At 74.8% G+C, this 23,028-nt stretch carries 26 protein-coding genes and 1 tRNA gene; 12 read left to right on the forward strand and 15 right to left on the reverse strand.

The features are described from left to right. Positions 1 to 40 precede the first annotated feature (40 nt). The 3 genes from ACH4T9_RS04040 to bcp form a co-directional block, all read right to left on the reverse strand. Positions 41 to 114: transfer RNA gene (locus tag ACH4T9_RS04040), tRNA-Leu, on the reverse strand. Continuing rightward, positions 105 to 701, reverse strand: a complete 597-nt coding sequence (locus tag ACH4T9_RS04045; protein ID WP_396669684.1) for an HNH endonuclease signature motif containing protein — start codon at positions 699 to 701, stop codon at positions 105 to 107. Before ACH4T9_RS04045 ends, ACH4T9_RS04040 begins: the two co-directional genes overlap by 10 nt. Positions 702 to 732: 31 nt before the next feature. Next, positions 733 to 1,209 (reverse strand): thioredoxin-dependent thiol peroxidase, encoded by a 477-nt coding sequence (gene bcp / locus ACH4T9_RS04050; protein ID WP_396669685.1) that lies wholly within the window; start codon positions 1,207 to 1,209, stop codon positions 733 to 735. A gap of 160 nt (positions 1,210 to 1,369) precedes the next feature. On the opposite strand from bcp, the gene ACH4T9_RS04055 reads away from it, so the two are divergent. From ACH4T9_RS04055 to ACH4T9_RS04070, 4 genes are read left to right on the forward strand one after another with little or no spacing between them, the layout of a single operon-like run. Continuing rightward, a complete protein-coding gene (locus tag ACH4T9_RS04055) occupies positions 1,370 to 2,089 on the forward strand; it encodes an energy-coupling factor ABC transporter permease (RefSeq protein WP_396669686.1) in 720 nt (239 codons plus the stop codon). Then, entirely contained in the window at positions 2,086 to 2,526 is a 441-nt protein-coding gene (locus ACH4T9_RS04060) for a PDGLE domain-containing protein (RefSeq protein WP_396669687.1), read from the forward strand. Before ACH4T9_RS04055 ends, ACH4T9_RS04060 begins: the two co-directional genes overlap by 4 nt. Positions 2,527 to 2,537: 11 nt before the next feature. After that, positions 2,538 to 3,308, forward strand: coding sequence for a cobalt ECF transporter T component CbiQ (gene cbiQ, locus ACH4T9_RS04065; protein WP_396669688.1), 771 nt, complete (start codon positions 2,538 to 2,540; stop codon positions 3,306 to 3,308). Further along, complete coding sequence (locus tag ACH4T9_RS04070) at positions 3,305 to 4,069, forward strand: energy-coupling factor ABC transporter ATP-binding protein (protein WP_396669689.1); 765 nt, start codon at positions 3,305 to 3,307, stop codon at positions 4,067 to 4,069. Before cbiQ ends, ACH4T9_RS04070 begins: the two co-directional genes overlap by 4 nt. A 42-nt stretch (positions 4,070 to 4,111) precedes the next feature. Here ACH4T9_RS04070 and ACH4T9_RS04075 read toward each other — a convergent pair whose 3' ends face one another. Genes ACH4T9_RS04075 through ACH4T9_RS04090 form a run of 4 tightly spaced genes read right to left on the reverse strand, consistent with a single transcriptional unit; the run spans position 4,112 to position 7,136 of the window. Next, positions 4,112 to 5,263, reverse strand: coding sequence for a hypothetical protein (locus ACH4T9_RS04075; RefSeq protein ID WP_396669690.1), 1,152 nt, complete (start codon positions 5,261 to 5,263; stop codon positions 4,112 to 4,114). Continuing rightward, entirely contained in the window at positions 5,260 to 5,976 is a 717-nt protein-coding gene (locus ACH4T9_RS04080) for a DsbA family protein (RefSeq protein ID WP_396669691.1), read from the reverse strand. Before ACH4T9_RS04080 ends, ACH4T9_RS04075 begins: the two co-directional genes overlap by 4 nt. Beyond that, on the reverse strand, positions 5,969 to 6,490 hold the full coding sequence (locus tag ACH4T9_RS04085) for a MauE/DoxX family redox-associated membrane protein (protein ID WP_396669692.1): 522 nt from the start codon (positions 6,488 to 6,490) through the stop codon (positions 5,969 to 5,971). The genes ACH4T9_RS04080 and ACH4T9_RS04085 overlap by 8 nt, the downstream gene beginning before the upstream one ends. A 31-nt stretch (positions 6,491 to 6,521) precedes the next feature. Next, positions 6,522 to 7,136 (reverse strand): sigma-70 family RNA polymerase sigma factor, encoded by a 615-nt coding sequence (locus tag ACH4T9_RS04090; RefSeq protein WP_396669693.1) that lies wholly within the window; start codon positions 7,134 to 7,136, stop codon positions 6,522 to 6,524. A 253-nt stretch (positions 7,137 to 7,389) separates the two neighbouring features. On the opposite strand from ACH4T9_RS04090, the gene ACH4T9_RS04095 reads away from it, so the two are divergent. From ACH4T9_RS04095 to ACH4T9_RS04105, 3 genes are all read left to right on the forward strand, one after another. Then, complete coding sequence (locus ACH4T9_RS04095) at positions 7,390 to 9,057, forward strand: copper resistance CopC/CopD family protein (RefSeq protein WP_396669694.1); 1,668 nt, start codon at positions 7,390 to 7,392, stop codon at positions 9,055 to 9,057. A 16-nt stretch (positions 9,058 to 9,073) separates the two neighbouring features. Continuing rightward, a complete protein-coding gene (locus ACH4T9_RS04100; RefSeq protein WP_396669695.1) occupies positions 9,074 to 9,805 on the forward strand; it encodes a YcnI family protein in 732 nt (243 codons plus the stop codon). A gap of 154 nt (positions 9,806 to 9,959) precedes the next feature. Then, positions 9,960 to 10,559 (forward strand): hypothetical protein, encoded by a 600-nt coding sequence (locus ACH4T9_RS04105; RefSeq protein WP_396669696.1) that lies wholly within the window; start codon positions 9,960 to 9,962, stop codon positions 10,557 to 10,559. 178 nt (positions 10,560 to 10,737) lie between these two features. On the opposite strand, the gene ACH4T9_RS04110 is transcribed toward ACH4T9_RS04105, so the two are convergent. After that, on the reverse strand, positions 10,738 to 12,027 hold the full coding sequence (locus ACH4T9_RS04110; RefSeq protein ID WP_396669697.1) for a glycosyltransferase family 87 protein: 1,290 nt from the start codon (positions 12,025 to 12,027) through the stop codon (positions 10,738 to 10,740). A 67-nt stretch (positions 12,028 to 12,094) separates the two neighbouring features. On the opposite strand from ACH4T9_RS04110, the gene orn reads away from it, so the two are divergent. Continuing rightward, the gene (orn, locus tag ACH4T9_RS04115) at positions 12,095 to 12,691 is read left to right on the forward strand and encodes an oligoribonuclease (RefSeq protein WP_396669698.1); all 597 of its coding nucleotides are present in this window, start codon (positions 12,095 to 12,097) and stop codon (positions 12,689 to 12,691) included. A gap of 22 nt (positions 12,692 to 12,713) precedes the next feature. On the opposite strand, the gene ACH4T9_RS04120 is transcribed toward orn, so the two are convergent. Then, entirely contained in the window at positions 12,714 to 12,911 is a 198-nt protein-coding gene (locus ACH4T9_RS04120) for a DNA repair protein (protein WP_396669699.1), read from the reverse strand. 275 nt (positions 12,912 to 13,186) lie between these two features. Between ACH4T9_RS04120 and ACH4T9_RS04125 the strand changes: the two genes are divergently transcribed. Beyond that, the gene (locus ACH4T9_RS04125; RefSeq protein WP_396669700.1) at positions 13,187 to 13,849 is read left to right on the forward strand and encodes a GNAT family N-acetyltransferase; all 663 of its coding nucleotides are present in this window, start codon (positions 13,187 to 13,189) and stop codon (positions 13,847 to 13,849) included. 360 nt (positions 13,850 to 14,209) lie between these two features. Here ACH4T9_RS04125 and ACH4T9_RS04130 read toward each other — a convergent pair whose 3' ends face one another. Continuing rightward, complete coding sequence (locus tag ACH4T9_RS04130) at positions 14,210 to 15,661, reverse strand: glycoside hydrolase family 3 N-terminal domain-containing protein (RefSeq protein ID WP_396669701.1); 1,452 nt, start codon at positions 15,659 to 15,661, stop codon at positions 14,210 to 14,212. Between the two features lie 175 nt (positions 15,662 to 15,836). Here ACH4T9_RS04130 and ACH4T9_RS04135 point away from each other — a divergent pair, with 175 nt between their 5' ends. After that, positions 15,837 to 17,006: an ROK family protein gene (locus tag ACH4T9_RS04135; protein WP_396669702.1), complete on the forward strand. Its 1,170-nt coding sequence runs from the start codon at positions 15,837 to 15,839 to the stop codon at positions 17,004 to 17,006. A 77-nt stretch (positions 17,007 to 17,083) separates the two neighbouring features. Here ACH4T9_RS04135 and ACH4T9_RS04140 read toward each other — a convergent pair whose 3' ends face one another. Next, positions 17,084 to 18,091 (reverse strand): ABC transporter permease subunit, encoded by a 1,008-nt coding sequence (locus tag ACH4T9_RS04140; protein WP_396669703.1) that lies wholly within the window; start codon positions 18,089 to 18,091, stop codon positions 17,084 to 17,086. Continuing rightward, entirely contained in the window at positions 18,088 to 19,113 is a 1,026-nt protein-coding gene (locus ACH4T9_RS04145; protein WP_396669704.1) for an ABC transporter ATP-binding protein, read from the reverse strand. Before ACH4T9_RS04145 ends, ACH4T9_RS04140 begins: the two co-directional genes overlap by 4 nt. 131 nt (positions 19,114 to 19,244) lie before the next feature. Here ACH4T9_RS04145 and ACH4T9_RS04150 point away from each other — a divergent pair, with 131 nt between their 5' ends. Together ACH4T9_RS04150 and ACH4T9_RS04155 are read left to right on the forward strand one after the other, a co-directional pair. Continuing rightward, a complete protein-coding gene (locus ACH4T9_RS04150; RefSeq protein WP_396669705.1) occupies positions 19,245 to 20,087 on the forward strand; it encodes an ABC transporter ATP-binding protein in 843 nt (280 codons plus the stop codon). Between the two features lie 19 nt (positions 20,088 to 20,106). Further along, a complete protein-coding gene (locus ACH4T9_RS04155) occupies positions 20,107 to 21,006 on the forward strand; it encodes a ribokinase (RefSeq protein WP_396669706.1) in 900 nt (299 codons plus the stop codon). A gap of 18 nt (positions 21,007 to 21,024) precedes the next feature. Here ACH4T9_RS04155 and ACH4T9_RS04160 read toward each other — a convergent pair whose 3' ends face one another. From ACH4T9_RS04160 to ACH4T9_RS04170, 3 genes are all read right to left on the reverse strand, one after another. Next, positions 21,025 to 21,708, reverse strand: a complete 684-nt coding sequence (locus ACH4T9_RS04160) for a hypothetical protein (RefSeq protein WP_396669707.1) — start codon at positions 21,706 to 21,708, stop codon at positions 21,025 to 21,027. Between the two features lie 85 nt (positions 21,709 to 21,793). Then, positions 21,794 to 22,276 carry a DUF6232 family protein gene (locus ACH4T9_RS04165; protein WP_396669708.1) on the reverse strand — a complete coding sequence of 161 codons (483 nt, stop codon included), beginning with the start codon at positions 22,274 to 22,276 and terminating at the stop codon, positions 21,794 to 21,796. 175 nt (positions 22,277 to 22,451) lie between these two features. Next, on the reverse strand, positions 22,452 to 22,973 hold the full coding sequence (locus ACH4T9_RS04170; protein WP_396669709.1) for a DUF6232 family protein: 522 nt from the start codon (positions 22,971 to 22,973) through the stop codon (positions 22,452 to 22,454). Positions 22,974 to 23,028: the final 55 nt, after the last annotated feature.

The raw sequence follows: 23,028 nt of genomic DNA on the forward strand, positions 1-23,028 counted from the left end.
TGACACCATCCTCGGCGGATGGTGTCAGGGTGTGCAGAAGTAGGGCCGACGGGATTCGAACCCGCACTGGTACGGACCTAAACCGTATGCCTCCTGCCGTTGGGCTACGGCCCCTTGACCGCGTACACCGTCATCTTCCACGACCACTGAGGCGGCCGACGAAGTCGCCGGCCGATCGGAAAACCCGTTGGTGTCACGGCACTCGGATCGTAGACCACATCGGGTGCGACCACAGCCGGCCGCCGGGCCCCGGCGTACGTGGCGGTCTGACTGTGGCAGTTGGGGCAGAGCAGCCGCAGGTTGTGCGGCCGGTTGTCCAGAAAGTCGCCGTTGATGTGATCGACGTGCAGGGTGAGGGGCGCTCCCTGCCAGTTCGGGCCGGTGCCGCATACCTCGCACTCCTCCGACAGCCCGATCAGCGCCAGTCCTCGCTTCAGCCGGCTCCCGGCGACCCGTCGCGATCCCTCGGGCCGCTTGACCAGGAGCGCCGACGCCGGAACCCGGATGTTGCGTTCTCCCCGGTTGTGGGCACTCCCGGTGAAGTGCGAGGTGTCGATGCCGAAGCGCTTGAGCTGACGGCTGATGTGCGCGTGCGAGCCGCCGCTGAGGCGTACGCCCAGCAGCCGCATCACCTCGGTGATGCTGCGGGCCTGTGCCGCCGCGGCGGCCAGCGCCTCCGGCGAATACTTGTAACGGGCCACGTGCGAAGGGTAGTGGTCCGGTGTGACGGTCCTAGTCCAGCCCGAGGTCGCGGCGCAGCTTGGCGACGTGGCCGGTGGCCTTGACGTTGTAGAGCGCCCGCTCGATCTTCCCGTCCGGGTCGATGACGAAGGTGGACCGGATCACCCCGGTCACCGTCCGCCCGTACGACTGCTTCTCGCCGTAGGCCCCGTACGCGGTGAGCACCGCCTTGTCGGCGTCGCCGACCAGCGGGAAGGTGACGGCGTCCCGGTCGCGGAACTTCGCCAGCTTCTCCGGCTTGTCGGGGGAGATGCCGACCACCTCGTAGCCGGCCGCCTGGAGCGAGGCGAGCGAGTCGCGGAAGTCACACGCCTGCTTGGTGCAGCCGGGGGTCATCGCGGCGGGGTAGGCGTACAGGATGACCTTCCGGCCGCGCAGGTCGGCCAGGGAGAGGGTCTCGCCGGTGTCGGTCGGCAGGGTGAACTCGGGCGCGGGGTCACCGGGGTTGAGGCGGGCGGGCGCGGTCATGGCGGAACCCTACCGCCGCCCCGGGGCGGGCCGGCGGGGGCGACGCGCCGGCACCCGTGAGCAACTTCATGGCTTGTTGCAAGCTATTGGCAACAGTGGTTCCCTGGAAATAGGCTCACCCCGTCGGTGTGGGCCCGCCCACCGCGCCCCGGGAGGTCGAGTGGAAACCCTGGCGATGCACATCTCCAACGGGATCGTCAACGGTCCCGTCGCCGCCCTCTTCGCCGCCTTCGCGCTGGCGGTGCTGGCCCTGTGCGTGCTGCGTGGCCGGCGCGACCTGGACGACCGGCTCGCCCCGATGGCCGGCCTGGTCGCCGCGTTCATCTTCGCCGTCCAGATGCTCAACTTCCCGATCTTCACCGCCGGCGTGAGCGGTCACCTGCTCGGCGGCGCGCTCGCCGCGATGCTGGTCGGCCCGTGGGTCGGCGCGCTCTGCGTGGCGGTCGTGCTGGTCGTGCAGGCGCTGGTCTTCGGCGACGGCGGGGTGGCCATGCTCGGCCTGAACATCAGCAACATGGCCGTCCTCGGCACCGCCGCGGCGTACCTGCTGATCACCCTGCTGCTGCGGGTGCTGCCCCGCACTCCGGCCGGCCTCGGCGTGACCGCCTTCGTCTCGGCGCTGGTCAGCGTCGTCGTCGCGTCCCAGGGCTTCGTGCTGCAGTACTGGCTGGGTGGCACCACCGACCTGGGCGGCAACCTGGCCGGCCTGGCCGGCACCATGGCCGGCGCACACCTGCTGATCGGCATCGGCGAGGGCCTGATCACCGCGACCACCGTGGTCACCGTCGCGAAGGTCCGCCCCGATCTCGTGTACGCGCTGCGCGCCCTGAAGCCGGCCGCGCCGGCTCCCGTCGTCCCGGTCGCCGGAGGTGCCCGATGAGCAAGCGTCCCTGGGGATTCGTCGTCGGCGGCCTGCTGGTCGCACTGCTGCTGGCCGGTGTGGTCAGCAACTACGCCTCGTCACACCCGGACGGGTTGGACTCGTCGCTGCTCAAGGGCTGCACGGTCAACGCCGAGGACGAGATCACCGGCGGCAGCTGCCCGGCGCAGCAGGCGCAGGACCACGAGCTGGCCGACAGCCCGCTGGCCGACTACGGCATCCGGGGCGTGGACAACGACTTCCTCTCCACCGGCCTCTCCGGCGTCCTCGGGGTGCTGCTCACCTTCGCCGTCGGTGGCGGCGTGTTCTGGTTGCTGCGCCGCCGGGGCACCGGCCACGCCACCGCCGCCGGAACGACCGGCGGGGACCGGGCCGGGGGCGACCCGGTCGGCGGCGGGCGCGGCGACGACGCCTCGCGCGTGGCGAACAGCCGGTAGGCGGGACGGCGATGGGGGCCGGCCACGCCCACGTGCTCTACCGGGAGTCGACCTCGCCGGTGCACCGCCTCCCACCGGAGGTGAAGATCGCCGCGATGGTGCTGTTCACCGTCGCGGTGGTGGCCACCCCGCGCGCGGCGTTCTGGGCCTTCGGCGGGTACGCCCTGCTGGTCGCGGTGGTGGCCGCGCTGGCCCGGGTGGGGCCGGGCTGGCTGCTCAGCCGGGCGGCGATCGAGCTGCCGTTCGTGCTGTTCGCGTTCGCGCTGCCGTTCCTCGGGGCGGGTGAGCGGGTCGACGTGGCGGGGCTGAGTCTCTCCGTCGACGGGCTGCTCGGCGGGTGGAACATCATCGCCAAGGGCACCCTCGGCGTACTGGCGTCGCTGCTGCTCGCGGCGACCACGACGACCCGGGACCTGATCGTCGGCCTGGACCGGCTGCGCTGCCCGCAGATCCTCACCCAGATCGCCACCTTCATGCTGCGCTACCTGGACGTGCTGGTCGGCGAGGCCCGCCGGATGCGGGTGGCCCGGGTCTCCCGGGGGGACGACCCGCGGTTCCTGTGGCAGCTGCGCGGTTTCGCCGCCGGGATCGGGGCGCTGTTCCTGCGCGCGTTCGAGCGCGGCGAGCGGGTCTACCTGGCGATGGTGTCGCGCGGCTACTCCGGCCGGATGCCGGCGGTCTGGCAGGGCGCGGGCGCGGCGACCGCCGGGCAGTGGCTGGTCGGGTCGGCGGTGCCGCTGGTCGCGGCCACCATCGCCGGGGCCGCTGTCGTCCTGCAATGATCGGGTACGTGCAGACCCCGGCTCCTGTCTCCCTCGACGTGCGCGGCGTGCGGTTCGCCTATCCGGACGGGCACGTCGCCCTGCACGGGGTGGACCTGACCGTGCCGCGCGGCGAACGGGTGGCGCTGCTCGGCCCCAACGGTGCCGGCAAGACCACCCTGGTGCTGCACCTCAACGGCATCCTCACCGCTACCGAGGGCTCGGTGCACGTCGGCGGGCTGACCGTCAGCCGGGACCGGGGCACCCTCGCGGAGATCCGCCGCCGGGTGGGCATCGTCTTCCAGGACCCGGACGACCAGCTCTTCCTGCCCACCGTCGCCGAGGACGTGGCGTTCGGGCCGGCCAACCTGGGGCTGCGTGGGGCGGAGCTGACGGCCCGGGTGGACGAGGCCCTGGCGGCGGTGGGGATGGGCGAGCACCGGGACCGCACCCCGCACCACCTGTCGTTCGGGCAGCGCCGCCGGGTGGCGGTGGCCACAGTGCTGGCCATGCGGCCGGAGATCCTGGTGCTCGACGAGCCGTCGTCGAACCTCGACCCGGCGGCCCGCCGGGAGCTGGCCGGGATCCTGCGCGCCCTGCCGGTGACGCTGCTGATGGTCACCCACGACCTCCCGTACGCGCTGGAGCTGTGCGACCGCTCGGTCATCCTCGACGAGGGACGCATCGTCGCCGACGCCCCCACCCGCACCCTCCTGGCGAACCAGGAGTTGCTGTCGACCCACCGCCTGGAACTCCCCTACGGCTTCATCCCCCAGCCCTGACCCGGGGGCGGTCAGAAAGCCCTGGTGCCCGGTGGATGGGCGCTAGGACGGTTCGTTCCCCAGCGCGAGCCCATGATCGACGCGGGCGGGCGGCGGGGCGGGGCGGGCCGCGGCGGCGCGGAGGCGGAGGAGGCCGGCGGCCGTGGCGCCGGCTCCCGCGGCCAGGACCACGGTGACCAGGAGGCGGGCCAGGCTGCCGGGCCAGGGGGCCGGGGGAACCGAGCGGCCGAGGACGGCGAGATTGGTGACGCCGACGAACAGGGCCAGGCAGGCCCCGGCCAGCGCCAGCGCGAAGTCGGCGGCGGGGCGGCGGGCCAGCGCGTACCCGCCCGCCGCGAGCGCACCCAGGCCGGTGAGCACCGCCCAGACCTGCCCGGCGAGCAGGCCGGCCAGCACCCCGCCCACCCCGGACGCGCCGGCGTCCAGCTCCCGGCCGACGGTGAGCACGATCGCGGCCACCCCGCCGACGGCCAGTGCCGCGCCGACCCCGGCCAGCGCCCTGGCCGCCGCCGCGGTGCCGGTGGCCAGCAGCCCGGCGGCGCCCAGCGCGAGGAAGCCGAGGGTCGCCGCCACCCACCAGGGGTACGGGTCCGGCGGCGGCACCCAGTCGAGGGTGCCCCGGACCTCCACGGGCTCGGCGCCGTCGCGCAGTGGCACGGCCCAGTCCAGGACCCGCTGTTCCCGGGTCGGGTCGGCGCGCACCCGCGCGGGCGGGTCGGGCTCCTGCCACCGGATGCGCCGGTCGTGCCAGCGGGCCGCCGGCCCGTCGTCGATCCGCCGCCAGTCCGGGGCGGCGGCCGGGTCGGCCTGGGCGGGCAGGGTGGCGTCCCCCGACAGGGTCCGGTTCAGGTATGTCGCCGGGGAGCGGCTGTTCTCGAACACCCCGTCCGGCCCGACCCGCAGGTACGGCTCCCCGGAGTAGCCGATCACCTCGACCGGCCGCCCGGTGCGGTTGACCAGCTCCAGCCGGGCCCCCGCCTCCACCACCCGGACGGTCAGCCCCGGGCGGGCCGGGGCGACCCCGATCGCCTCGGCCCGGTAGTCGGTGCCGTCCGGGGCCTCCCCGCCGTGCGCGGCGGCCGGCGCGGCGGTGCCGAGGACGGCGACCAGCGCGGCGGCGGCGACCAGCCCGCCCCGGCGCAGCGGCCCGCCCCGGCGGCCCGGCCCGCCCCGGCGCAGCGGCGCGGGGGTCACTTGCCGGCCGCCGCCACCGCCGCCGTGATGCCCGCGGGGCTGCGGTCGGAGAGTTCCTTGCCGTCGACCTTGATCGTCGGCGTGCCGGTGATCCCGGCCTTGCTCGCGTCCTCGGTGACGTGCTCGGTCCACGCCCGGTACGTGCCGTCGGAGACGCAGGAGGAGAAGTCGTCCCGGTTCAGCCCGACGCCGGCGCCGATCTCGACCAACTCGTCGTTGCTCAGCCCGGCGCCGCCCTCCGGCGGCTGCCGGTCGAACAGCGCGGCGGTGAACTCCCGGAACTTGCCGCCCTTCGCCGCGCACCCGGAGGCGGCCGAGGACCGGGTGGAGTACTCGGTGGTCGAGAACCGGTTGAGGTAGGCCACCGGGTGGAAGACGACCCGGGCCTTGCCCTCGTTGACCAGCTGCTCGATCGTCGCGCCGCTGCTCTGCTGGAACTGCTTGCAGGCCGGGCAGAGGAAGTCCTCGTACAGGTCGATGGTGGCCGGCCCGTCCCCGTACGCGACGCCGGTGCCGTTCTCGGTCGCGCCGGGCGGGGCGGTGAAGGTGTCGGAGCGCTGGCTGGACCAGACGGCCCAGCCGATCCCGCCGGCGATCACCAGCACGGCGACCGCCGCCACCGAGGCCCAGAGGGTCCGCCGTCGGCGGCGTTCCCGGGCCAGTTGCTGCCGGACCACCCGGGCGGCGTCCCGCTGTCCCTTGCGACTACTCATCCTCGTCCTCCACAGGTGTGCCCGCGAGCCAGCCGTCCACGGAGACGGGGGTGCGGGGCCAGCTCAGCAGGAATCCGGCCAGCGCCAGGAATCCCAGGTCCCGGAGGATCTCCGGGAGGTAGCTCGGGGCCTGTCCGGCGGCGAGCTGCCCGCCGCTGCCGAAGCAGCCGCAGTCGATGGCCAGGCCACGGGCCCAGGCCGAGGCGATGCCGGCGACGAAGACCACCAGGAGCGCGGCCGACACCCCGGCGGCCAGCCGGGTGGCCAGTCCCACCAGCAGCAGCAGCCCCAGGGCCAGCTCGACGAAGGGCAGCGCCGCGCCGATCACCGTCGCGACGTCGTACGGCAGCACCTGGTACGCGTTGACAGCGCGCCCGGAGGCGGCCAGGTCGCCGACCTTGGTCCCGCCGGCGACGAGCCAGACGGCGGCGAGGCCGAGCCGGGCGGCGACGCCCAGCCAGGGGCGGACGGCGGGCCAGCGGACGGCCCCGATGCGTCGTGCGGTCATGGTCATTGGTCGCCCCGGCTCCGACGGAAGTTCCCGGTCATCCGGCGAGTGCGTCGCCGACCGCCTCGACCAGGTCGGCGCGGGCCCGGGCCACCCGGGAGCGGATGGTGCCGACGGGCACCCCCTCCACGGCGGCGGCCTCCGCGTACGACAGGCCGAGGAGTTGGGTGAGCACGAAGGCCCCGCGCCGCTCGGCGGGCAGCCGGCGTACCAGATCGGTGGCGCCGAGCTGCCCGGCGGGGTCCGGGTACGGGCGGTCGGCGTGCGCGTGGCCGACCAGCCGCTCGGCGAGCCGCCGCCGACGGACCACGGTGCGCAGGTGGTCGGCGCAGGCCCGGCGGGCGATGCCGAGCAGCCAGGTCCGGGCGCTGGAGCGCCCCTCGAAGCCGGGCAGCGCCCGGAACGCCCGCAGGTAGGTCTCCTGGGTGAGGTCGTCGGCGCTGTCCCGGTCGACCAGCGCGGCGGCGAACCGCCACACCTCGGCCTGGGTGGCCCGGACGAACGCCGCCTGGGCGACCGGGTCGCCGCCGCGTGCGGCGAGCGCCCAGTCGGTCGCCCCGTCCCGGGCCGCGTCGACCGCCGGACCCCGGGCACCGACGCCCGTGGCGTCGGGCGGACCGACGGCGGCGGGGTCACGCGGGGCGGGGATCACGTCACATCAGGGTACGCGGCAGATCCGGGCCGGGCAGGGTCCTTCGGCCCTTACATGGCGTGGCCCACTCGGGGAACTTTCCCGGTGCCCGGCCCGACTACCCGCTCATGACATGCGACGGCGTGCGCGCGGCGTTGTCGGCGCGGCTGGGCGGCGAGGACCCGCAGGCGCCGGCGGTGGGCATCGGGTCCGGGCCGCCGCGGGTGCCGGCCCGGGTCGCCGATCGGCCCCCGCGTCGGCGAGCATGGCCCACATGACTGCTGCCAATCTCCGGCCTCCCCGCCGCCGGCTCGCGCGGGTGGGCGCGATCGCCGGCCTGCTGGTCACCGTCGTCGCCCTGCTGCTGGCCCCGGCCACCCCCGCAAGCGCCCATGCGGTGCTGGTGAGCAGCAGCCCGGCCGCGTCCGCCGTGGTGCCCGGAGGGCCGACCGAGGTGGTGCTGACGTTCAGCGAGCCGGTGCGCAAGGTGGCCGGGAAGATCCGGGTGATCGCCCCGGACGGCGCGCGGGCCGACCGGGGGGAGCCGGCCTTCGAGAGCACGGTGGTGACCGTGCCGGTGGACCCGTCCGCCGGGCGGGGCACCTACCTGGTCAGCTACCGGGTCATCTCGGCGGACAGCCACCCGGTGTCCGGCGCGTTCACCTACTCCGTGGGCGCCCCGTCGACGCCGCCGACGGACGCGGGGTCCGACAACCGGGCCGACCCGGTGGTGGAGCACGGGGTCAAGGTCGCCAAGTACCTCGGGTACGCGGGGCTGCTGCTGCTGGTCGGCCCAGCGCTGGTGCTCGGCGCGCTGTGGCCGCGTCGGCTCTCCCGCCGGGGCCCGGCCCGGCTGGCCTGGACGGGGCTGGGCCTGCTGGTGTTCGCCACGCTCGCCGAGCTGTGGTTGCAGGTGCCGTACACCGCCGGGGGCGGGCTGTTCGACGTGACCGGGGCGGGCCTCGGCGACGTGCTGGGCAGCACGTACGGCGCGACGCACCTGGTCCGGCTGGGCCTGCTCGCGGCGGCGGCGTTCCTGCTCCGCCCGCTCTTCGCCGGGCCGGTGGGCCGCACCGACGGGGTGATCCTGGCGATCCTCGGCGGCGCGGCGCTGCTCACCTGGCCGCTGGCCGGGCACCCGGCGGCCTCGCCCGCCCCGGCCGTGTCGGTGGTGGTCGACGCGGTGCACCTGGGCAGCATGGCGGTCTGGCTGGGCGGGTTGGTGATGCTCGGCGGGTTCCTGCTGCGTCGGGCCGACGAGCGGGAGTTGGGCGCGATCCTGCCGATCTGGTCGCGTTGGGCGGCGCTGGCCGTCGCGGCGCTGCTGCTCGCCGGCACGGTGCAGGCGCTGATCGAGGTGGCCACCCCGACCGCCCTGGTCGACACCACGTACGGGCGGCTGGTGCTGGCCAAGATCGTGCTGTTCGTCCTGGTGCTCGGCGTGGCCGCGTACTCCCGGGCGCTGGTGCGCCGGCGCACCGCCGCGGGGCGGCCGACGCCGGTGCGGCGGGCGGTGTGGGTGGAGTTGGCGATCACCGCGGTGGTGCTCGCGGTGTCGGCGACCCTGGTGCAGACGCCGCCGGCCCGCACCGCCGGGGCCGACGCGGCCGGCACGCAGGCCGGCCTGTTCACCACCACCCTGTCCAGCCCGCTCTATTCCCTCCAGGTCGAGATGGACCCGGCCGAACGGGGCAACAACTCACTGCACCTGTACGCGTACACGAAGGACAATCGACCGCAGCCGGTGGAGGAGTGGAAGGCCACCGCCGCGCTGCCGGCGGCCGGGATCGAGCCGATCGAGATCCTGCTGCTGCCGCTGACCGACAACCACGCGACCGGGGAGCTCAACCTGCCCGCCGTGGGGGAGTGGCAGTTCCGTTTCACCGTCCGGACCACGGACATCGACCAGGCCACGGTGAGCGCCACCGTGAGCATCCGCTAGAGAGAGGCAGTTCCCCATGCTCCGTCACCGGCGTTCCGCAACCGCCGCCGTCCTGGCCTTCGGCGTCGCCGCCGTGGTGCTCGGCGTGGCCGCGCCCGCCTCGGCGCACGTCTCGGTCAACCCGAAGGAGGCGACCCAGGGCGGCTACGGCCGGTTCGCGTTCCGGGTGCCGAACGAGAGCGACGAGGCCTCCACGACCAAGGTCGAGGTGGTGCTGCCGGAGAACGCCCCGGTCGGTTCGGTGTCCACGATGCCGGTGCCGGGCTGGACGGTGGCGATGGAGAAGCGCAAGGTGGATCCGCCGGTGCAGGTGCACGGCAGCGAGGTCACCGAGGCCGTGTCGAAGATCACCTGGACGGCGACCGGCGACGCGGCTGTCAAGCCGGGCCAGTTCCAGGAGTTCCCGGTCTCGATGGGGCCGCTGCCGGAGGTGGACACGATGGTGTTCAAGGCGCTTCAGACGTACTCGGACGGCAACGTGGTGCGCTGGATCGAGGAGCCGTCCGCCGCCGGGGCCGAGGAGCCGGAGAAGCCCGCGCCGGTGCTCACCCTCACCGCGGCGGCCCCGTCGGCGGGGGCGTCGGCGCCGGCCGTGGCAGCCGCCGGTGCGGACGACGACGATGACGACTCCGACGGCGGCGCGGGCACTGCGTTCGGGGTGGCGGGGCTGGTCGCCGGGTTGGCCGGCCTGGCCCTGGGCGGTCTCGCGTTCGCCCGTACGCGGCGGGAGCCGGCCGCGAGGTCCTGAGCCGTCCCGTACCGCCCGCTGGCCCGCCGGTGCATACCGGCGGGCCAGCGCCTTTTCCGGGTCGCTGTACGCCGTTGCTGGTGATATCGGGTGATTGTGCGATTTGCCTCGGTATGGTCGTCCGGGTACCCGGCCACGGAAGGAAACGACACGGATGCGATTCGCTCGCGCGCTCGTCGGCATGCTGCTGCTCACCATCGGGATCCCGGCGCTGCTGGCCGGCGTCGCCCTCGGAGTCGCCACCCGGCGCGTCGACCCCGACGGCGGCGTCACCGCCCGGATCGGCGCGGTGGACCTGCAGGCGGAACTCGCCGCCGGGTGGTTCCCCGTGGCCGTCTGGGCGCTGATCGTCCTGGGTGGCCTGCTGGTGGTGTCCGCCGCGCTCCTGCTGCGACCGGTGCGCCCCCGCGAGGTGGTCTTCGTGGTCGAGCCCGACCAGGTGCCGGTGCTCGCCGGCCGGCTCGGGATGACCTCGCTCGACGCGCTCGGCGCCGGCCCCGCGCCGGCCCCGGCGGTCCCCGCCGAACGGCAGCTGGTCGCGGTGGGGCCGCCCGCCGGCCGGCCCCGCCCGGCGCTGGGGCCGGCCCCGGCCCGCCGCCCGGCCACCCTGGCCGATCTCGCCCCGCCGTCCCCGCCGGCACCGCTGGCCTGGCCGCCGCTGAACCCGGAGGCCACGGCCCGGCCGGTGCGCATCGAGCCCCGCCGTATCCGCCCAGCCGCGCCCGGCCCGGCCCGCACCCGCCAACCCTCCTGACCGGTACGCCGCCCCCGGCCGGCGGGGCGGGGTGCGCCCCTCGCCGGAGGCGTCGACCGGAGAATTCGTCCTCGACGGAGGGCGGCCCTCCGCGCTGCCGACGCGGAGGGCCGCCTCACCGGGGGGCCGGTGCCACGGGAGATGCCCGAGGTAGGGGCAAGGTTAGCCGGTATCGGCGCTAATCGGGAGTTCTGTCCAGTTGGTGCGATTTCTTGTCCCTGGCGGTGGTCGGCCCGGCCCGCCGGGCGACCGGCAGAGCCACCAGCAGCAGCAGGCTCAGCAGCACGTACGTGTTGCGGACCAGGAACTCCCCGGGCGAGTCCGTGCGCACCGGGGCCACCCCCCAGTTCTGGAACGAGACCACCCCGTAGACGATCACCGCGCCGGTGAACACGGCCAGCCCGGTCAGCCACCGACGCCGCCGCGCCCCGCCGGGCGTGGCCGGGTCCGCGCCCAGCGCCGTGTCGGCCAGCACCACCATCGCCGGGACGAACCAGTAGATGTGGTGGGTCCACGTGATCGGGCTGACCAGCGCGCCCACCAGCCCGGTCAGGGTCAACCCGGTGAGCACGTCCCCGGCCGAGGCGGCACGGGCGGCCCGCCACAGCCCGTACCCGGCGACCAGCAGGGCCAGCGCGATCCACAGCGCCCGGTTCGGCGCGGCCGGCGCGGTGAACCGGCTGAGCAGCCCGAACAGCGACTGGTTCCCGGTGTAGTCGGCGCGACCGACCCGGTTGGTCGCCCACAGCTCGTGGGTCCAGAACCGCCACGAGTCCGACGGGGCCACGGCCGCCACGAGCAGGGTCGCCCCGGCGGCGGTCGCCGACGCCACGGCCGCCTCCCGCCAGCGGCGGGTCGCCAGCAGGTAGACGATGAAGATGCCGGGGTAGAGCTTCAGGGCGGTGGCCAACCCGATGCCGACCCCCGCCCAGCGCCGCCCCTGCGGCACCCCGAAGAGCAGGTCGGCCAGGATCAGCACGACCAGCAGCATGTTGATCTGACCTAAGGTGATCGTCTCCCGGGTGCTCTCCATTGCGAAGACCAGCAGCACCGCGACGGTGAGGGCGAACGTCCGGGGCAGGCCGTGCCGGGCGATGACCGGGGCGAGCAGCCAGCGGGTGGTCACCACCACGGCGAGCGCGGTCAGGACCGTGAAGACCGCGATCGTGAGGCCCAGCGGCAGCAACGCGAACGGGCGCAGCAGCAGCGCGCTCAGCGGGGGGTAGGTGAAGTACAGCTCGCCCTGGACCCGGTCCGGCTGCGCGTAGTCGTAGAGCGGGTTGCCGGCGGCCCACCAGTCCATCGCCCGCATGTAGATCTTCAGGTCGAAGAAGTCGTGCACCAGCCCGGGCCGGTACAGCGCCGGGAGGACAGCAGCCAGGGCCAGCACCGTGACCAGCCGGCGGACCCTGCGGCCGCCCGGCTCGTCGGCGGTGACGGAGGGTGGCGCGATCGGTTCAGCTGGCACGGGGAAACCCTAGCGGTCCATCCGGCCGACAGTGCCGAGGCGCGAGGGCGTGGGCTGCGCGTAGGCTGTGGCCGTGGCTGACCTCCTCGTCTGGATCGACTGTGAGATGACCGGATTGGACCTCGGCAGGGACGCCCTGATCGAGGTCGCCGCGCTCGTCACCGACCCCGACCTCAACGTGCTCGGTGACGGTGTCGACGTGGTGATCCACGCCGACGAGGCGGCGCTGGAGGGGATGCCGGAGATCGTCCGGACCATGCACGGCAAGTCCGGCCTCACCGAGGAGGTCCGGCGTTCGGCCGTGACCCTGGCCGAGGCCGAGGACCTGGTGCTCGACTACGTCGCCAGCCACGTCAAGGACCCGCGCACCGCGCCGCTGTGCGGCAACTCCATCGCCACCGACCGGGGCTTCATCGCCCGGGACATGCCGCGCCTGGACGCGCACCTGCACTACCGAATGATCGACGTCTCCTCCATCAAGGAGCTGTGCCGGCGCTGGTACCCGCGGGTGTACTTCGGGCAGCCGCGGAAGGGGCTGGCCCACCGGGCGCTGGCCGACATCCGGGAGAGCATCCGCGAGCTGGAGTACTACCGGCGCACCCTCTTCGTCCCGCTGCCCGGCCCCGACGTGGACAGCGCCAAGGCCATCGCCGCCGAGCTCTGAGCTCCGGCCCCCGTCCGCGGGTTCAGCGGGCGGTGAGGCCGCGCCGGGTGGAGACGCCGGCCGGCAGCCGGTTCAGCTCCGCCCAGGACAGCGCCGGCTCCGTGCGGCGCGCGTTGCGCACCTCGCGGTACGTCGGCTGCGCGGGGAACCGCCCGCTTCCGGCTTCCCGCCAGCGGCGCTCGGCGTCCTGTTGGTACCGGTCATAAGGCAGATTCGGCATGACCATACCGTCCCAGAGAAAGTTGTACATGGATGGAACTGGTTATGACGTTCGATCGATGCGTCCGGTTCCCGTCGACGGCAACCGGACGACGAATCGGCAATCATCGCTGATCTTCTGTACGTCTACCCGCCCGTCGGCCGCCTCAACCAGACTGTGCACGTTCTTCAGAAGCGGTCCGCCGGAGCTCCCGGCCCGAGGCGGGTGGTTGGCGTACCGTGATCATGTTGGCCTCGGGGTGGGGCGCGTTCCGGCGGTGCGGAGGAGGGTGACCGGTGCTCGACCGGCGGCTGTACCTGCACCTGGCGACCTGGCTCGGGCAGTGGCCGGCCGGACCCGGGCTGAACGTGGTCGGCTCGCGCCGGCGTGCCCTGCCCGCCTGGGACGGCCGGCTCCGCCCGGCGATCGCGGTCGGCGACGGCCGCGGCACGGTGCTCTCGGTGGCGCCCCGGCACGCCCCGGCGGTCCGGGCGCTGGCCGGCCAGTCGGAGCGGCGGCTGATCGCCGGCCTGCCGGCCGCCGTGGACCACCCCGGGTGGGTGTGCCACGAGGACGTTTTCCGGTGGACCCTGGCCCCGGCTCCGCTGCCGGACGTGGGGGAATGGGTCGCGCCGACCGAGCCGGGGCTGCCGCGGTGGCTGCGGCTGTTCGACCGCGAGGTGCTGGTGGTGCGGGGCGCCGACGGACGGTACCTGGCCGGCGCGGCGATCAAGCGGCACGACGCCCACGGGCACGAGTTGGCCGTCGGCACCGTGCCGGAGGCCAGGGGTCGCGGGTTGGCGCGTCGACTCGTCGCCCGGGCCGCCCGCCGGGTGCTCGACGGGGGTGCGGTGCCGACGTACCGGCACGACCCCGCCAACGTCGCGTCGGCGCGGGTCGCCGAGGCGGCCGGCTTCGCGGACCAGGGCTGGCGGTCGTACGGGGTGTACCCGCCGTGACTCCGGGCCCCGGCGGCCCGTAGCTGCCCGCCCGCCGGCCGGTGCCGCAGGCGGAGCGCGGACCGTGGATCCCGGGCCGGATCCACGGTCCGCAGCCTTTCCCCAGGCCCTCCTGCCGGCCGCCGTCCCGTCCATGACGCTACGTATCGATAATGGGTCGGGCAAGGGGTGATCGGCGGGTTGTCGGTGTCATTTAGGGGACTTGACCTGTGGTGCAGCGAGCTGGGTGGCTTCTGGGCCTAGTGACGCAGAGTGCGGATCAGGGTCGGTGTCTGGCGGTTGGCCGACCGGGGCACCCGTGCACGGGACAGCCCGACGCGCGGACCAACCCCAGGTACGCGAACCCAGAGCAGCCCGGGGTCAACCGGCCAGGCCGAGTGCCTCCGCCGCCGCCCGCCCGTTTGCGTGGCTCGCTCCGTACGTGGTCACGTAGGCGCGAGCGCCCGTCGGCCGCCACCGGCCCGGCCAGCCCATCTCCACCACGGTCACCGGATGCGTGGCGGCCAGCGCGTCGACCAGGTCGGGGCCGCCGGGGAGCCGGTGCAGGTGCCGGCCCACCAGCACGATGGGCCGGGCCCCGGCGAGCCCGCGCAGGGACGCCACGTCGGTCTCGGCGGCCACCACCCGCACCTCCTCCAGCCCGGCCAGGTGCGGGCCGAGCCCCCACGGCACCCGCTCCTCGACGATCGTGGACGCGGTGTGCAACTGGACCACCAGCGGCCGGCCCAGCCCTGTGACGTCGCCCTCGACGCGGACGGCGCGCCGCGCGACGGCGTACCCGAGGTCGGTCGGGGCGGGGGGCGGCGTGCCGGCGGGCCGGGCCCAGGCGGCGAGCGCCGCGGTGCGGCCGGCGGCCTCCTCCACCCGGGCCCGGTCCAGCCGACCGTCGCCGAGCGCGTCGACGATCTCGGCGGCCACCCGCTCGACCAGCGCGGCGTCGACCGTGGCGCCGATGCAGAGCAGGTCCGCCCCGGCGGCGAGCGCGCGGACGGCGGCCGGGCCGACGCCCCCGGCGGCGAGCGCCGCGCCCTTCATCTCCAGCGCGTCGGTGATCACCGCCCCGGAGAAGCCGTACTCGCGGCGCAGCAGGCCGACCAGGACCGCCCGGCTGAAGGTGGCCGGGTCGTCCCCGGTCAGCGCGGGGACCCGGATGTGCGCCGTCATGATCGACCGCACCCCGGCCCCGACGGCGGCGGCGAACGGCGGCAGGTCCCGCTCGCGCAGTACGGCCGGCGGCACGTCCACGGTGGGCAGCTCGTAATGCGAATCGGCGGTCGCCGCGCCGTGGCCGGGGAAGTGCTTCGCGCAGGCGGCCACGCCGGTCGACTGGATGCCGGCGACGGCGGCGGCCGAGTGGACGGCCACCCGGGCCGGGTCGGCGCCGAACGAGCGGGTGCCGATGACCGGGTTCTCGTCGGCGGTGTTCACGTCCACGGTCGGCGCGAGGTTGACGGTGATCCCGAGGGCGGCCAGCTCGGCCCCGATCGCCGCGTACACCCGCTCGGTCACCGCCGGATCGTCGACCGCGCCGAGCGCGGCGTTGCCCGGGTACGGGCTGCCGGTGGCGCGGGCGAGCCGGGTGACGTCGCCGCCCTCCTCGTCGATGGCGACCAGCACGTCGGGCCGGGCCGCGCGCAGCGCCGCCGTGCTCGCCGCGAGCTGGGCGAAGTCGTGCACGTTCGTGCCGAACAGGGTGTGCCCGGCCAGGCCCTCGCCCACGAGGCCGACGGCCCAGTCCGGCGGGACGGGCCCCGGGTACGCGGCGAGTAGGGTGCCCAGCGCGAGTCGGCGCAGTCCTGGATCGGTCCCCACGAGTCTGTCCCCTTCCGGTGCCCGAGGGCACGAACGTCGTACCGGGATCGCCGGCGGGACCACGGTCGCTGCCGGGTCGTCCGACCACCCGGTCTCGGGCGGCCGTTACGCTACGGACACCCGTCTGCAGGTCGGTAGTGGTGAGTAAAGTTTACGAATAGCTAGAGGACATGGCATGAGTGCGACCCGGCTGCCCGGCACCCCCCGCCTGTTACGAGCGCTCAACGACCGCGCGACGTTGGAGCTGTTACTCGAGCGCGGGCCGCTGACCCGGGCCCGGATCGGTGAGCTGACCGGCCTGTCCAAGGTCACCGCCAGCCAGCTGGTCGAGCGGCTGGAGGAACGCGGCCTGGTCGCCCGGGTCGGCGAGCAGGCCGGCGGGCGGGGCCCGAACGCCCAGCTCTACGCCGTCCGGCCCGGCAGCGCGTACGTGGTCGGGGTGGAGGTCGGCGCGGACCGGGTGGTCGCGGCCTGCGCCGACATCACGGGCGCGGTGACCGGCCGGGTGGAGCTGTCCACCCGGGACACCGACGACCCGGTCGGCGTGGTGCACAACGCCGTCGTCCAGGCCGCCAGCAGCGCCGGGGCCGAGTTGTCCGGCGTGCGTCGGGTGGTGCTGGGCACGCCCGGCCTGGTCGAGCCGGGCACCGGCGACATCACCTTCGCGTTCAACCTGCCGCGCTGGCACCGTGGTCTGCTCGCCGCGTTGCGCGAGGACCTGGACACCCCGGTGGTCTTCGAGAACGACGTCAACCTGGCCGCCGTCGCCGAGGCGCAGTCGGGCGCGGCCCGGGAGTTGGCCGACTTCGTGCTGGTCTGGTTGGGCGCGGGCGTCGGTCTGGCGATCATGCTCGGCGGACGGCTGCACCACGGCAGCAGCGGCGCGGCCGGCGAGATCGGCTACCTGCCGGTGCCCGGGGCGCCGATCCCGCGCGACGTGTCCCGCCGGGCCAAGCCGGCCTTCCAGCAGCTCGCCGGCAGCGACGCGGTGCTGGCGGTGGCCCGGGAGCACGGCATCGTCGCCGACCACGCCGCCGAGGCGGTACGCGCGGCGGTCGAGGCCGACGCCGCACCGGTGCTCGACGAGCTGGCCCGCCGGCTCGCCCTGGGCGTGGCGAGCACCTGCGTGGTGCTCGACCCACCGCTGGTGGTGCTCGCCGGCGAGGTCGGGCGGGCCGGCGGCGCGGCGCTGGCTGGGCGGGTGCAGCGGGAGGTGGCGGCGATCACCCTGGTCCGCCCCCGGGTGGTGCCGAGCGGCCTGACCGAGGAGCCGGTCCTGCACGGCGCGCTGCGCACCGCTCTCGACGCCGTGCGGGACGAGGTGTTCGGCAGCACCGTGGGCTGACCACGCGTCCGTCACGTAGGAATTCTTCACCATCACCCGGGGCGCTGCAACAAGTTGTCGCGTCCCGGGTGCGCGGGTCAGATCAAATCGCGGCGGCGGAACGCGGCGAACGCGGCCACCGTCAGCCCGCCCGTCAGCGCCAGCAGCACCGCCAGCCCGAGCCCCCAGCCGAGCTGGTAGGTGCCGTCGCAGTAGCCGGACACGCCCCGGCACACCGTGGCGTCGGAGAGCCGCGCCTCCCCGGTCAGCCAGGCGTCGAGGTAGGTGGAGAGCATCCAGTCCTCGCCCCGCGGTATGCCCACCACCTCCACCACCACCCGTAGGCCGAGCTCCCACACCACCGCGTACGCCATGACAGCGCCGAGCGCCGCCGCCGTCCGCCGGCCGAGGGTGGCGATGGCGAAGCCGGCCGTCGCGGCGAACAGCACCAGCACCACCCCGCGGGCCCAGGTCAGCCACAGCCACGGCCAGAAGTCCCCGTCGGTCGCCCCGGGCATCCCGGCGGTCTGCCCGATCAGCCAGAACGCGCCCCCGTACGCCGTCGACGCCAGCACCGACACCGCCGTCAGCGCGCCGAGCAGCGTGCCCAGCTTCGCGCCGAGCACGGCGAGCCGCCGGGGCCGCCAGATCAGCAGGTTGACCACCCCGCCGGTGGACAGGTCCGCCCCGATGTACGAGGCCCCGACCAGGAACCCGAACAGCACCAGGAAGAGGATCAGGAGGTACAGCAGGGGGCGGGCCTGGTTGGCGAAGTTGAACACCCCCTGGAGGTGGTCGGTGGCCACCGGCAGCCGCTCCCGCTGGGCAGGGTCGAACGCCGAGCAGTCGTCCGGGAAGCTCTCCGCCTCCTCCGGCGGCAGGTTTCCCCGCGCGGCGGCCAGGCACCGCTGGTACGTGGCCTCCAGGGCCTGCCGTTCCTCGGCCGCCGCCTGCTGGGCCTCGGCGACCTCGATCGACGACGGTCGGTGCGAGCCGACCAGGGTGGTCACCGCGGTCACCCCGAACGCCAGCACCAGCAACACCAGCATGAGCTGGACGAAGCGGCGCGCGGCCAGCCGTTCCAGCTCGGCCCGTACCAGGCTCACGCCCTTGCCTCCCTGTCGTCGCCGACGGTCACGTCGAGGTCGATGAGCCGGCCCTCGCCGGGGTCGCCGGGCGCCGGCCCGTCGGCCAGTCCGGGCGGCTCGGGACGCTCCGCCCCGTCGTCGGTGAGTTCCAGGAAGACGCTCTCCAGGTCGGGTCGCAGTGGCACCAGCTCGCGGACCCAGAGCCCCTGCTCGCCCAGCAGCCGGCTGATCTCGCCGGCGTCCGGCACCCCGCCGACGACGAGGTGCTCGGCGTGCTCCTCCACCGGCAGCCCCTCCCGGCGCAGCAGCTCCGCAGCCCGCCCCTGCTCGGGCACCCCGACCCGCCAGTCGTGCTGGTCGTGGCCGTCCAGCACGCCCTCCACCGGCCCGGCGGCCACCCGCCGCCCCCGAGAGATGATCGTCACGTGGTCGCAGATCAGCTGGATCTCGCCGAGGATGTGGCTGGACAGCAGCACGGTCACCCCGGCGGCGGCCAGCTCCCGCATCAGGTCCCGCATCTCCCGGATGCCCGCCGGGTCCAGCCCGTTCGCCGGCTCGTCCAGGATCAGCAGCTCCGGCTCCTTGAGCAGGGCCGAGGCCACCGCCAGCCGCTGCCGCATGCCCAGCGAGTAGCCCTTGACCTGGTCGTCGCCCCGGCCGCGCAGCCCCACCTGGTCCAGCACCTCGTCCACCCGCCGGGTCGGCACCCCGCCGGCCAGGGCGAGCAGCCGCAGCGTGCGGTGCCCGGTGAAGTTGCCGAAGAACTGCGGCGTCTCCACGATCGCGCCGACCCGCCCGGCCACCGCGGCCGACCGGCGCGGCACGTCCTCGCCGAACAGCCGCATCCGGCCCGCGTCGGCACGGACCAGCCCGAGCAGGGCGCGCAGCGTGGTGGTCTTGCCCGAGCCGTTCGGCCCCAGGAAGCCGTGGATCTCGCCCCGCCCCACCAGCAGGTCGAAGCCGTCGACGGCGACCTGGCGGCTGCGGTACGGGCCCTGGAAGGTCTTGCGTAGCCCTTCGATCTCAATAGCGGCGCTCACCCGAGACGCTCCCTGAAGCGGTACGGCATCTGGTTCCTCCCCCGTGCGGTGACCAACGCCACGGCGCCCCACCCTATGGCGTGGCCACCGCCCGTGGGGGGCGGTGCGGCGGTGCGTGGTTGGATGGACGGGTGACTGGTGACCTGATCCCCGGCGTCGTCGGCGCCGCCCCCGCCACCGCCCCCGTGGACGCGGATCTGGTGGTCAGCCTGGACGGTGTGGGCGTACGCCGGTCCGGCACCGCGCTGCTGCACGACGTGGACTGGCGGGTCGAGCTGGACGAGCGCTGGGTCGTGCTGGGCCCCAACGGTGCCGGCAAGACGACACTGCTGAGCCTGGCCGCCGGCCGGCTGCACCCGACCACGGGCACGGCGCACGTGCTCGGCGAGCGGATCGGCCGGACCGACGTCAACGAGCTGCGGATGCGGATCGGCCTGTCCACCGCCGCCCTCGCCGAGCGGGTGCCCGCCGAGGAGCGGGTGGTCGACGTGGTGGTCACCGCCGCCTGGTCGGTGGTGGGGCGTTGGCGGGAGAGCTACGACCGCACCGACGAGGCCCGGGCCCACGCGCTGCTCGGCCAGTTCGGCATCGGCCACCTCGCCGACCGGGCGTACGGCACCCTGTCCGAGGGGGAGCGCAAGCGGGTGCAGATCGCCCGGGCGCTGATGACCGACCCCGAGCTGCTGCTGCTGGACGAGCCCGCCGCCGGGCTCGACCTGGGCGGGCGCGAGGACCTGGTGGCCCGGCTGGCCGAGCTGGCGTACGACCCGGACGCTCCGGCCCTGGTCCTGGTCACCCACCACGTCGAGGAGATCCCGCCGGGCTTCACCCACGCCCTGCTGCTGCGCGAGGGCGGCGTGATGGCCCAGGGGCTGCTCGCCGACACCCTGACCGCCGACAACCTCTCCAAGACCTTCGGCCTGCCCCTGACGGTCGACCGCGTCGGCGACCGCTGGACGGCCCGCGCCGCCTGAGCCGCGAGGAGTGCCGAGCGTGCAGCAGACCCGGGTGGTCGTGGTGGGCAGCGCCAACATGGACCTGGTGGCCACCGCGCCGGCCCTGCCGCGTCCCGGTGAGACGCTGCTCGGCAGCGCCTTCGTCATGGTCCCCGGCGGCAAGGGCGCCAACCAGGCCGTCGCCGCCGTGCGGGCCGGCGCGTCCTGCGCGTTCCTCGGCGCGATCGGCTCCGACGCGTTCGGGGTCACCCTCAAGGCCCGGATCACCGCGGCCGGTGTCGACACCGGCCAGCTCCGGGTGGTGTACGGGGCGTCCGGCGTCGCCCTGGTCATGGTCGGCGCCGACGGCGAGAACGCGATCATGGTCACCCCGGGGGCGAACACCGCGTTCACCGATCTCACCGAGGGTGAGCTGGCCGCCGTGCGGGCGGCGGACGTGCTGGTCGCCCAGTTGGAGATCCCGGTCGCGACGGTGACCCAGGCGGCGCTTGCCGCCCGTGCCGCCGGCACCCGGGTGATCCTCAACGCGGCGCCGGCCCAGCGGGTGCCGGACGAGCTGCTCGCCGCCGTCGACCTGCTGGTGGTCAACGAGAACGAGGCGCTGGCGCTCACCGGGCGCGGCCGGGACGACCCGGGGGCGCTGCTGGCGCTCGCGCCCCGGGCGGTGCTGACCCTGGGCGGGGACGGCGCCTGGTACGTCGAGCGGGACGCCGAGCCCGCGTACGTCCCGGCGGTGCAGGTCGACGTGGTCGACTCGACGGCAGCCGGGGACGCCTTCACGGCGGCCCTCGCCGTGGCCTGGGGCGAGGGGCGGGACCTGCTTGCCGCCGTGCGGTGGGCGGCGGCGGCCGGCGCGGCCTGCGTGCGCAAACTCGGCGCGTCCGTGGCCCTGCCCCGCCGGGCCGAGATCGACGAGCTCCACGCCCCGTCGGCCTGACGGGGCGGGCGCCGTCGGTCAGCCCGGGTCGTCGGTCAGCTTCTCGCCCCGGCGACGCAGCATGCCCAGGCCGGGGATGCCGGCGACGGCGAGCTTCAGGTCCCGCGTGACGTCGAGCAGGTCGTGCAGGTCCGGCCCGACCCGGTCCAGGGTGGCCAGGATCGGCAGGATGTCGGCGGTGAGGTGCTCCTTGAGCTTGGGCAGCTCGTCGACCAGCCGGATAGCCGCCGTCACCTCCTCGTGGCTGAGTTCCTCGACGAAACGAGTCGTCATCGGCGCGGCCCGCCGCAGCGCCGGCTCGTACGCGGCGAGCAGCTCGCCGGCGGTGTCGGCCGCCCCGGCGGCGGCGTCCACCGTGGCGGCGGCCCGGCCGGCGACCCCCTCGGCCGAGGCGACCACCACGGCCGCCGCGGTGGCGACCCCGGTGGCGGTGTCGATCGCGGTGGTCGCGGAGGCGCTGATCACGGCCACCTCCCGGACGGCGGACTCGGCGTCGTCGAGCACCCGGTCCGTTCGGTCCAGCGTCCCCTCGATCCGGTCCACCACCCGATTGATCCGGGACAGCAGCGCCTCCACCCCGTCCAGCACCGCGAACGCGCGGACCGGGACGGCGGCGAACGAGGCGGCCGAGCCGAGGGCCTGATCGAAGGCGGACCGGGTGAGGCCGAGGACAGCGGTCGGCCGGGGAAGGGGAATCGCCATGCCTCCCAGTGTGCGCCGGGACATCCAGTGCCGCCCGTCGGCGCCCGACTGCCGGGTCAGGGCGAGCGCGTCGCCCGCCGACCGGTCATCCCCGGTCCACCTGCTGCTCGACGGCGCGTTGCACGGCGCGGTAGATCTGCCCGAACCGTAGCGCGTCCGGGGTGCGCAGCAGCATCACCTCCTGGCCGTGGTGCTGCACCCACAGCTCGTTCACCCGGTTCCCCCGCTCGTACGAGCGGTCCAGCCAGCCGAGCGGCACCTCCAGGAACGGGACCAGGGCCAGCACGCCCACGGCACAGGCGGCCAGGATGATCAGAGCCAGCGTCCAATTGCCCCGGTCCTGCGCCGACCACGCGAGCGAGACCACGCAGACCAGCGCCACCAGCGGCGGCAGCGACAGCAGCAGCACCAGCACGCCCCGGCCGACGACCCGCCCCCGCACGGCGAGCGTGGTCCGCCCGCGTGCGTGCCAGACGTACGTGATCCCGGCGATCGGGATGGAGTGGCCGCCCGCCCGGATCGACTCGGACGTCACCTGCACCGCGTCGTCCCGGTAATAGAGGGTCATCACTAAGGCTAACCGGCCGTGGCGGTGTCGCGCCTCCGCGTGCGGGGTCTTTCCGGTGCGGTACCGGCGCGGGGCGGTGGAGCCCGGGGCCCCTTCGGGGCTGCCCCGTCTGTGCGGGCAGCTCCGTAGGCGGTCGGCAACACCTCCGTCGCGTCGCGAGCGACGAACAGGACCGCTACGGCCTGTTGCGCGGTCTGGCCATGTTGCCCGACGGGCCTGTGTTCCGCGCCGGGGGGGCCGGCGACTGGCCGCTCTCCACCGCGCGCTGCACGGCCCGGTAGATCTGCCCGAAGCGCAGCGCGTCGCGGGTGCTCAGCAGCCGCACCGGGTGGCCGCGCCACCGGACCCACAGTTCCAGCTGCCGGCTGCCCCGGGCGTACGAGCGGTCCAGGTGCTCGAAGAGGAAGTCGGCGACCGGCCCGACGGCGAGCCCGACCAGCACCGAGGCCCCCACGATGGCGATCGTGACGGTCAGCGAGCGGTGCAGCCACAGCGCGAGCGCCACGCCCAGTGCGGCGGCGACCAGGGGCCCGGCGAGCGCGGCGCCGATCGCGCCCCGGCCGACGAGCACCCGCCAGGACCGGCTGCCGCGCAGGTGCCAGACCATGCTGATCTCGGCCAGCGGGTACGCCTGGCCGTCCACGTGGATGGCGGCGGAGGTGACCTGCACCGACCTGTCGTCGTAGTACCTGACCATGGCGGACTCCGGGACGCGGGGCGGACACCAGACTACTTACCCCAACGACCCGGGC

It is taken from the genome of Micromonospora sp. NPDC020750 (assembly GCF_044334565.1).
GTDB lineage: Bacteria > Actinomycetota > Actinomycetes > Mycobacteriales > Micromonosporaceae > Micromonospora.

Excerpts from the sequence above, each read along its gene's own strand:
- ACH4T9_RS04120 (WP_396669699.1), bottom strand. The coding sequence starts at position 12,911 with ATGCCGAATCTGCCTTATGACCGGTACCAACAGGACGCCGAGCGCCGC.
- ACH4T9_RS04170 (WP_396669709.1), bottom strand. The coding sequence starts at position 22,973 with ATGGTCAGGTACTACGACGACAGGTCGGTGCAGGTCACCTCCGCCGCC.
- ACH4T9_RS04080 (WP_396669691.1), bottom strand. The coding sequence starts at position 5,976 with ATGAGTAGTCGCAAGGGACAGCGGGACGCCGCCCGGGTGGTCCGGCAG.
- ACH4T9_RS04105 (WP_396669696.1), top strand. The coding sequence starts at position 9,960 with ATGCGATTCGCTCGCGCGCTCGTCGGCATGCTGCTGCTCACCATCGGG.
- ACH4T9_RS04165 (WP_396669708.1), bottom strand. The coding sequence starts at position 22,276 with ATGACCCTCTATTACCGGGACGACGCGGTGCAGGTGACGTCCGAGTCG.
- ACH4T9_RS04100 (WP_396669695.1), top strand. The coding sequence starts at position 9,074 with ATGCTCCGTCACCGGCGTTCCGCAACCGCCGCCGTCCTGGCCTTCGGC.
- ACH4T9_RS04135 (WP_396669702.1), top strand. The coding sequence starts at position 15,837 with ATGAGTGCGACCCGGCTGCCCGGCACCCCCCGCCTGTTACGAGCGCTC.
- ACH4T9_RS04085 (WP_396669692.1), bottom strand. The coding sequence starts at position 6,490 with ATGACCATGACCGCACGACGCATCGGGGCCGTCCGCTGGCCCGCCGTC.
- cbiQ (WP_396669688.1), top strand. The coding sequence starts at position 2,538 with ATGGGGGCCGGCCACGCCCACGTGCTCTACCGGGAGTCGACCTCGCCG.
- ACH4T9_RS04070 (WP_396669689.1), top strand. The coding sequence starts at position 3,305 with ATGATCGGGTACGTGCAGACCCCGGCTCCTGTCTCCCTCGACGTGCGC.
- bcp (WP_396669685.1), bottom strand. The coding sequence starts at position 1,209 with ATGACCGCGCCCGCCCGCCTCAACCCCGGTGACCCCGCGCCCGAGTTC.
- ACH4T9_RS04160 (WP_396669707.1), bottom strand. The coding sequence starts at position 21,708 with ATGGCGATTCCCCTTCCCCGGCCGACCGCTGTCCTCGGCCTCACCCGG.
- ACH4T9_RS04060 (WP_396669687.1), top strand. The coding sequence starts at position 2,086 with ATGAGCAAGCGTCCCTGGGGATTCGTCGTCGGCGGCCTGCTGGTCGCA.
- ACH4T9_RS04095 (WP_396669694.1), top strand. The coding sequence starts at position 7,390 with ATGACTGCTGCCAATCTCCGGCCTCCCCGCCGCCGGCTCGCGCGGGTG.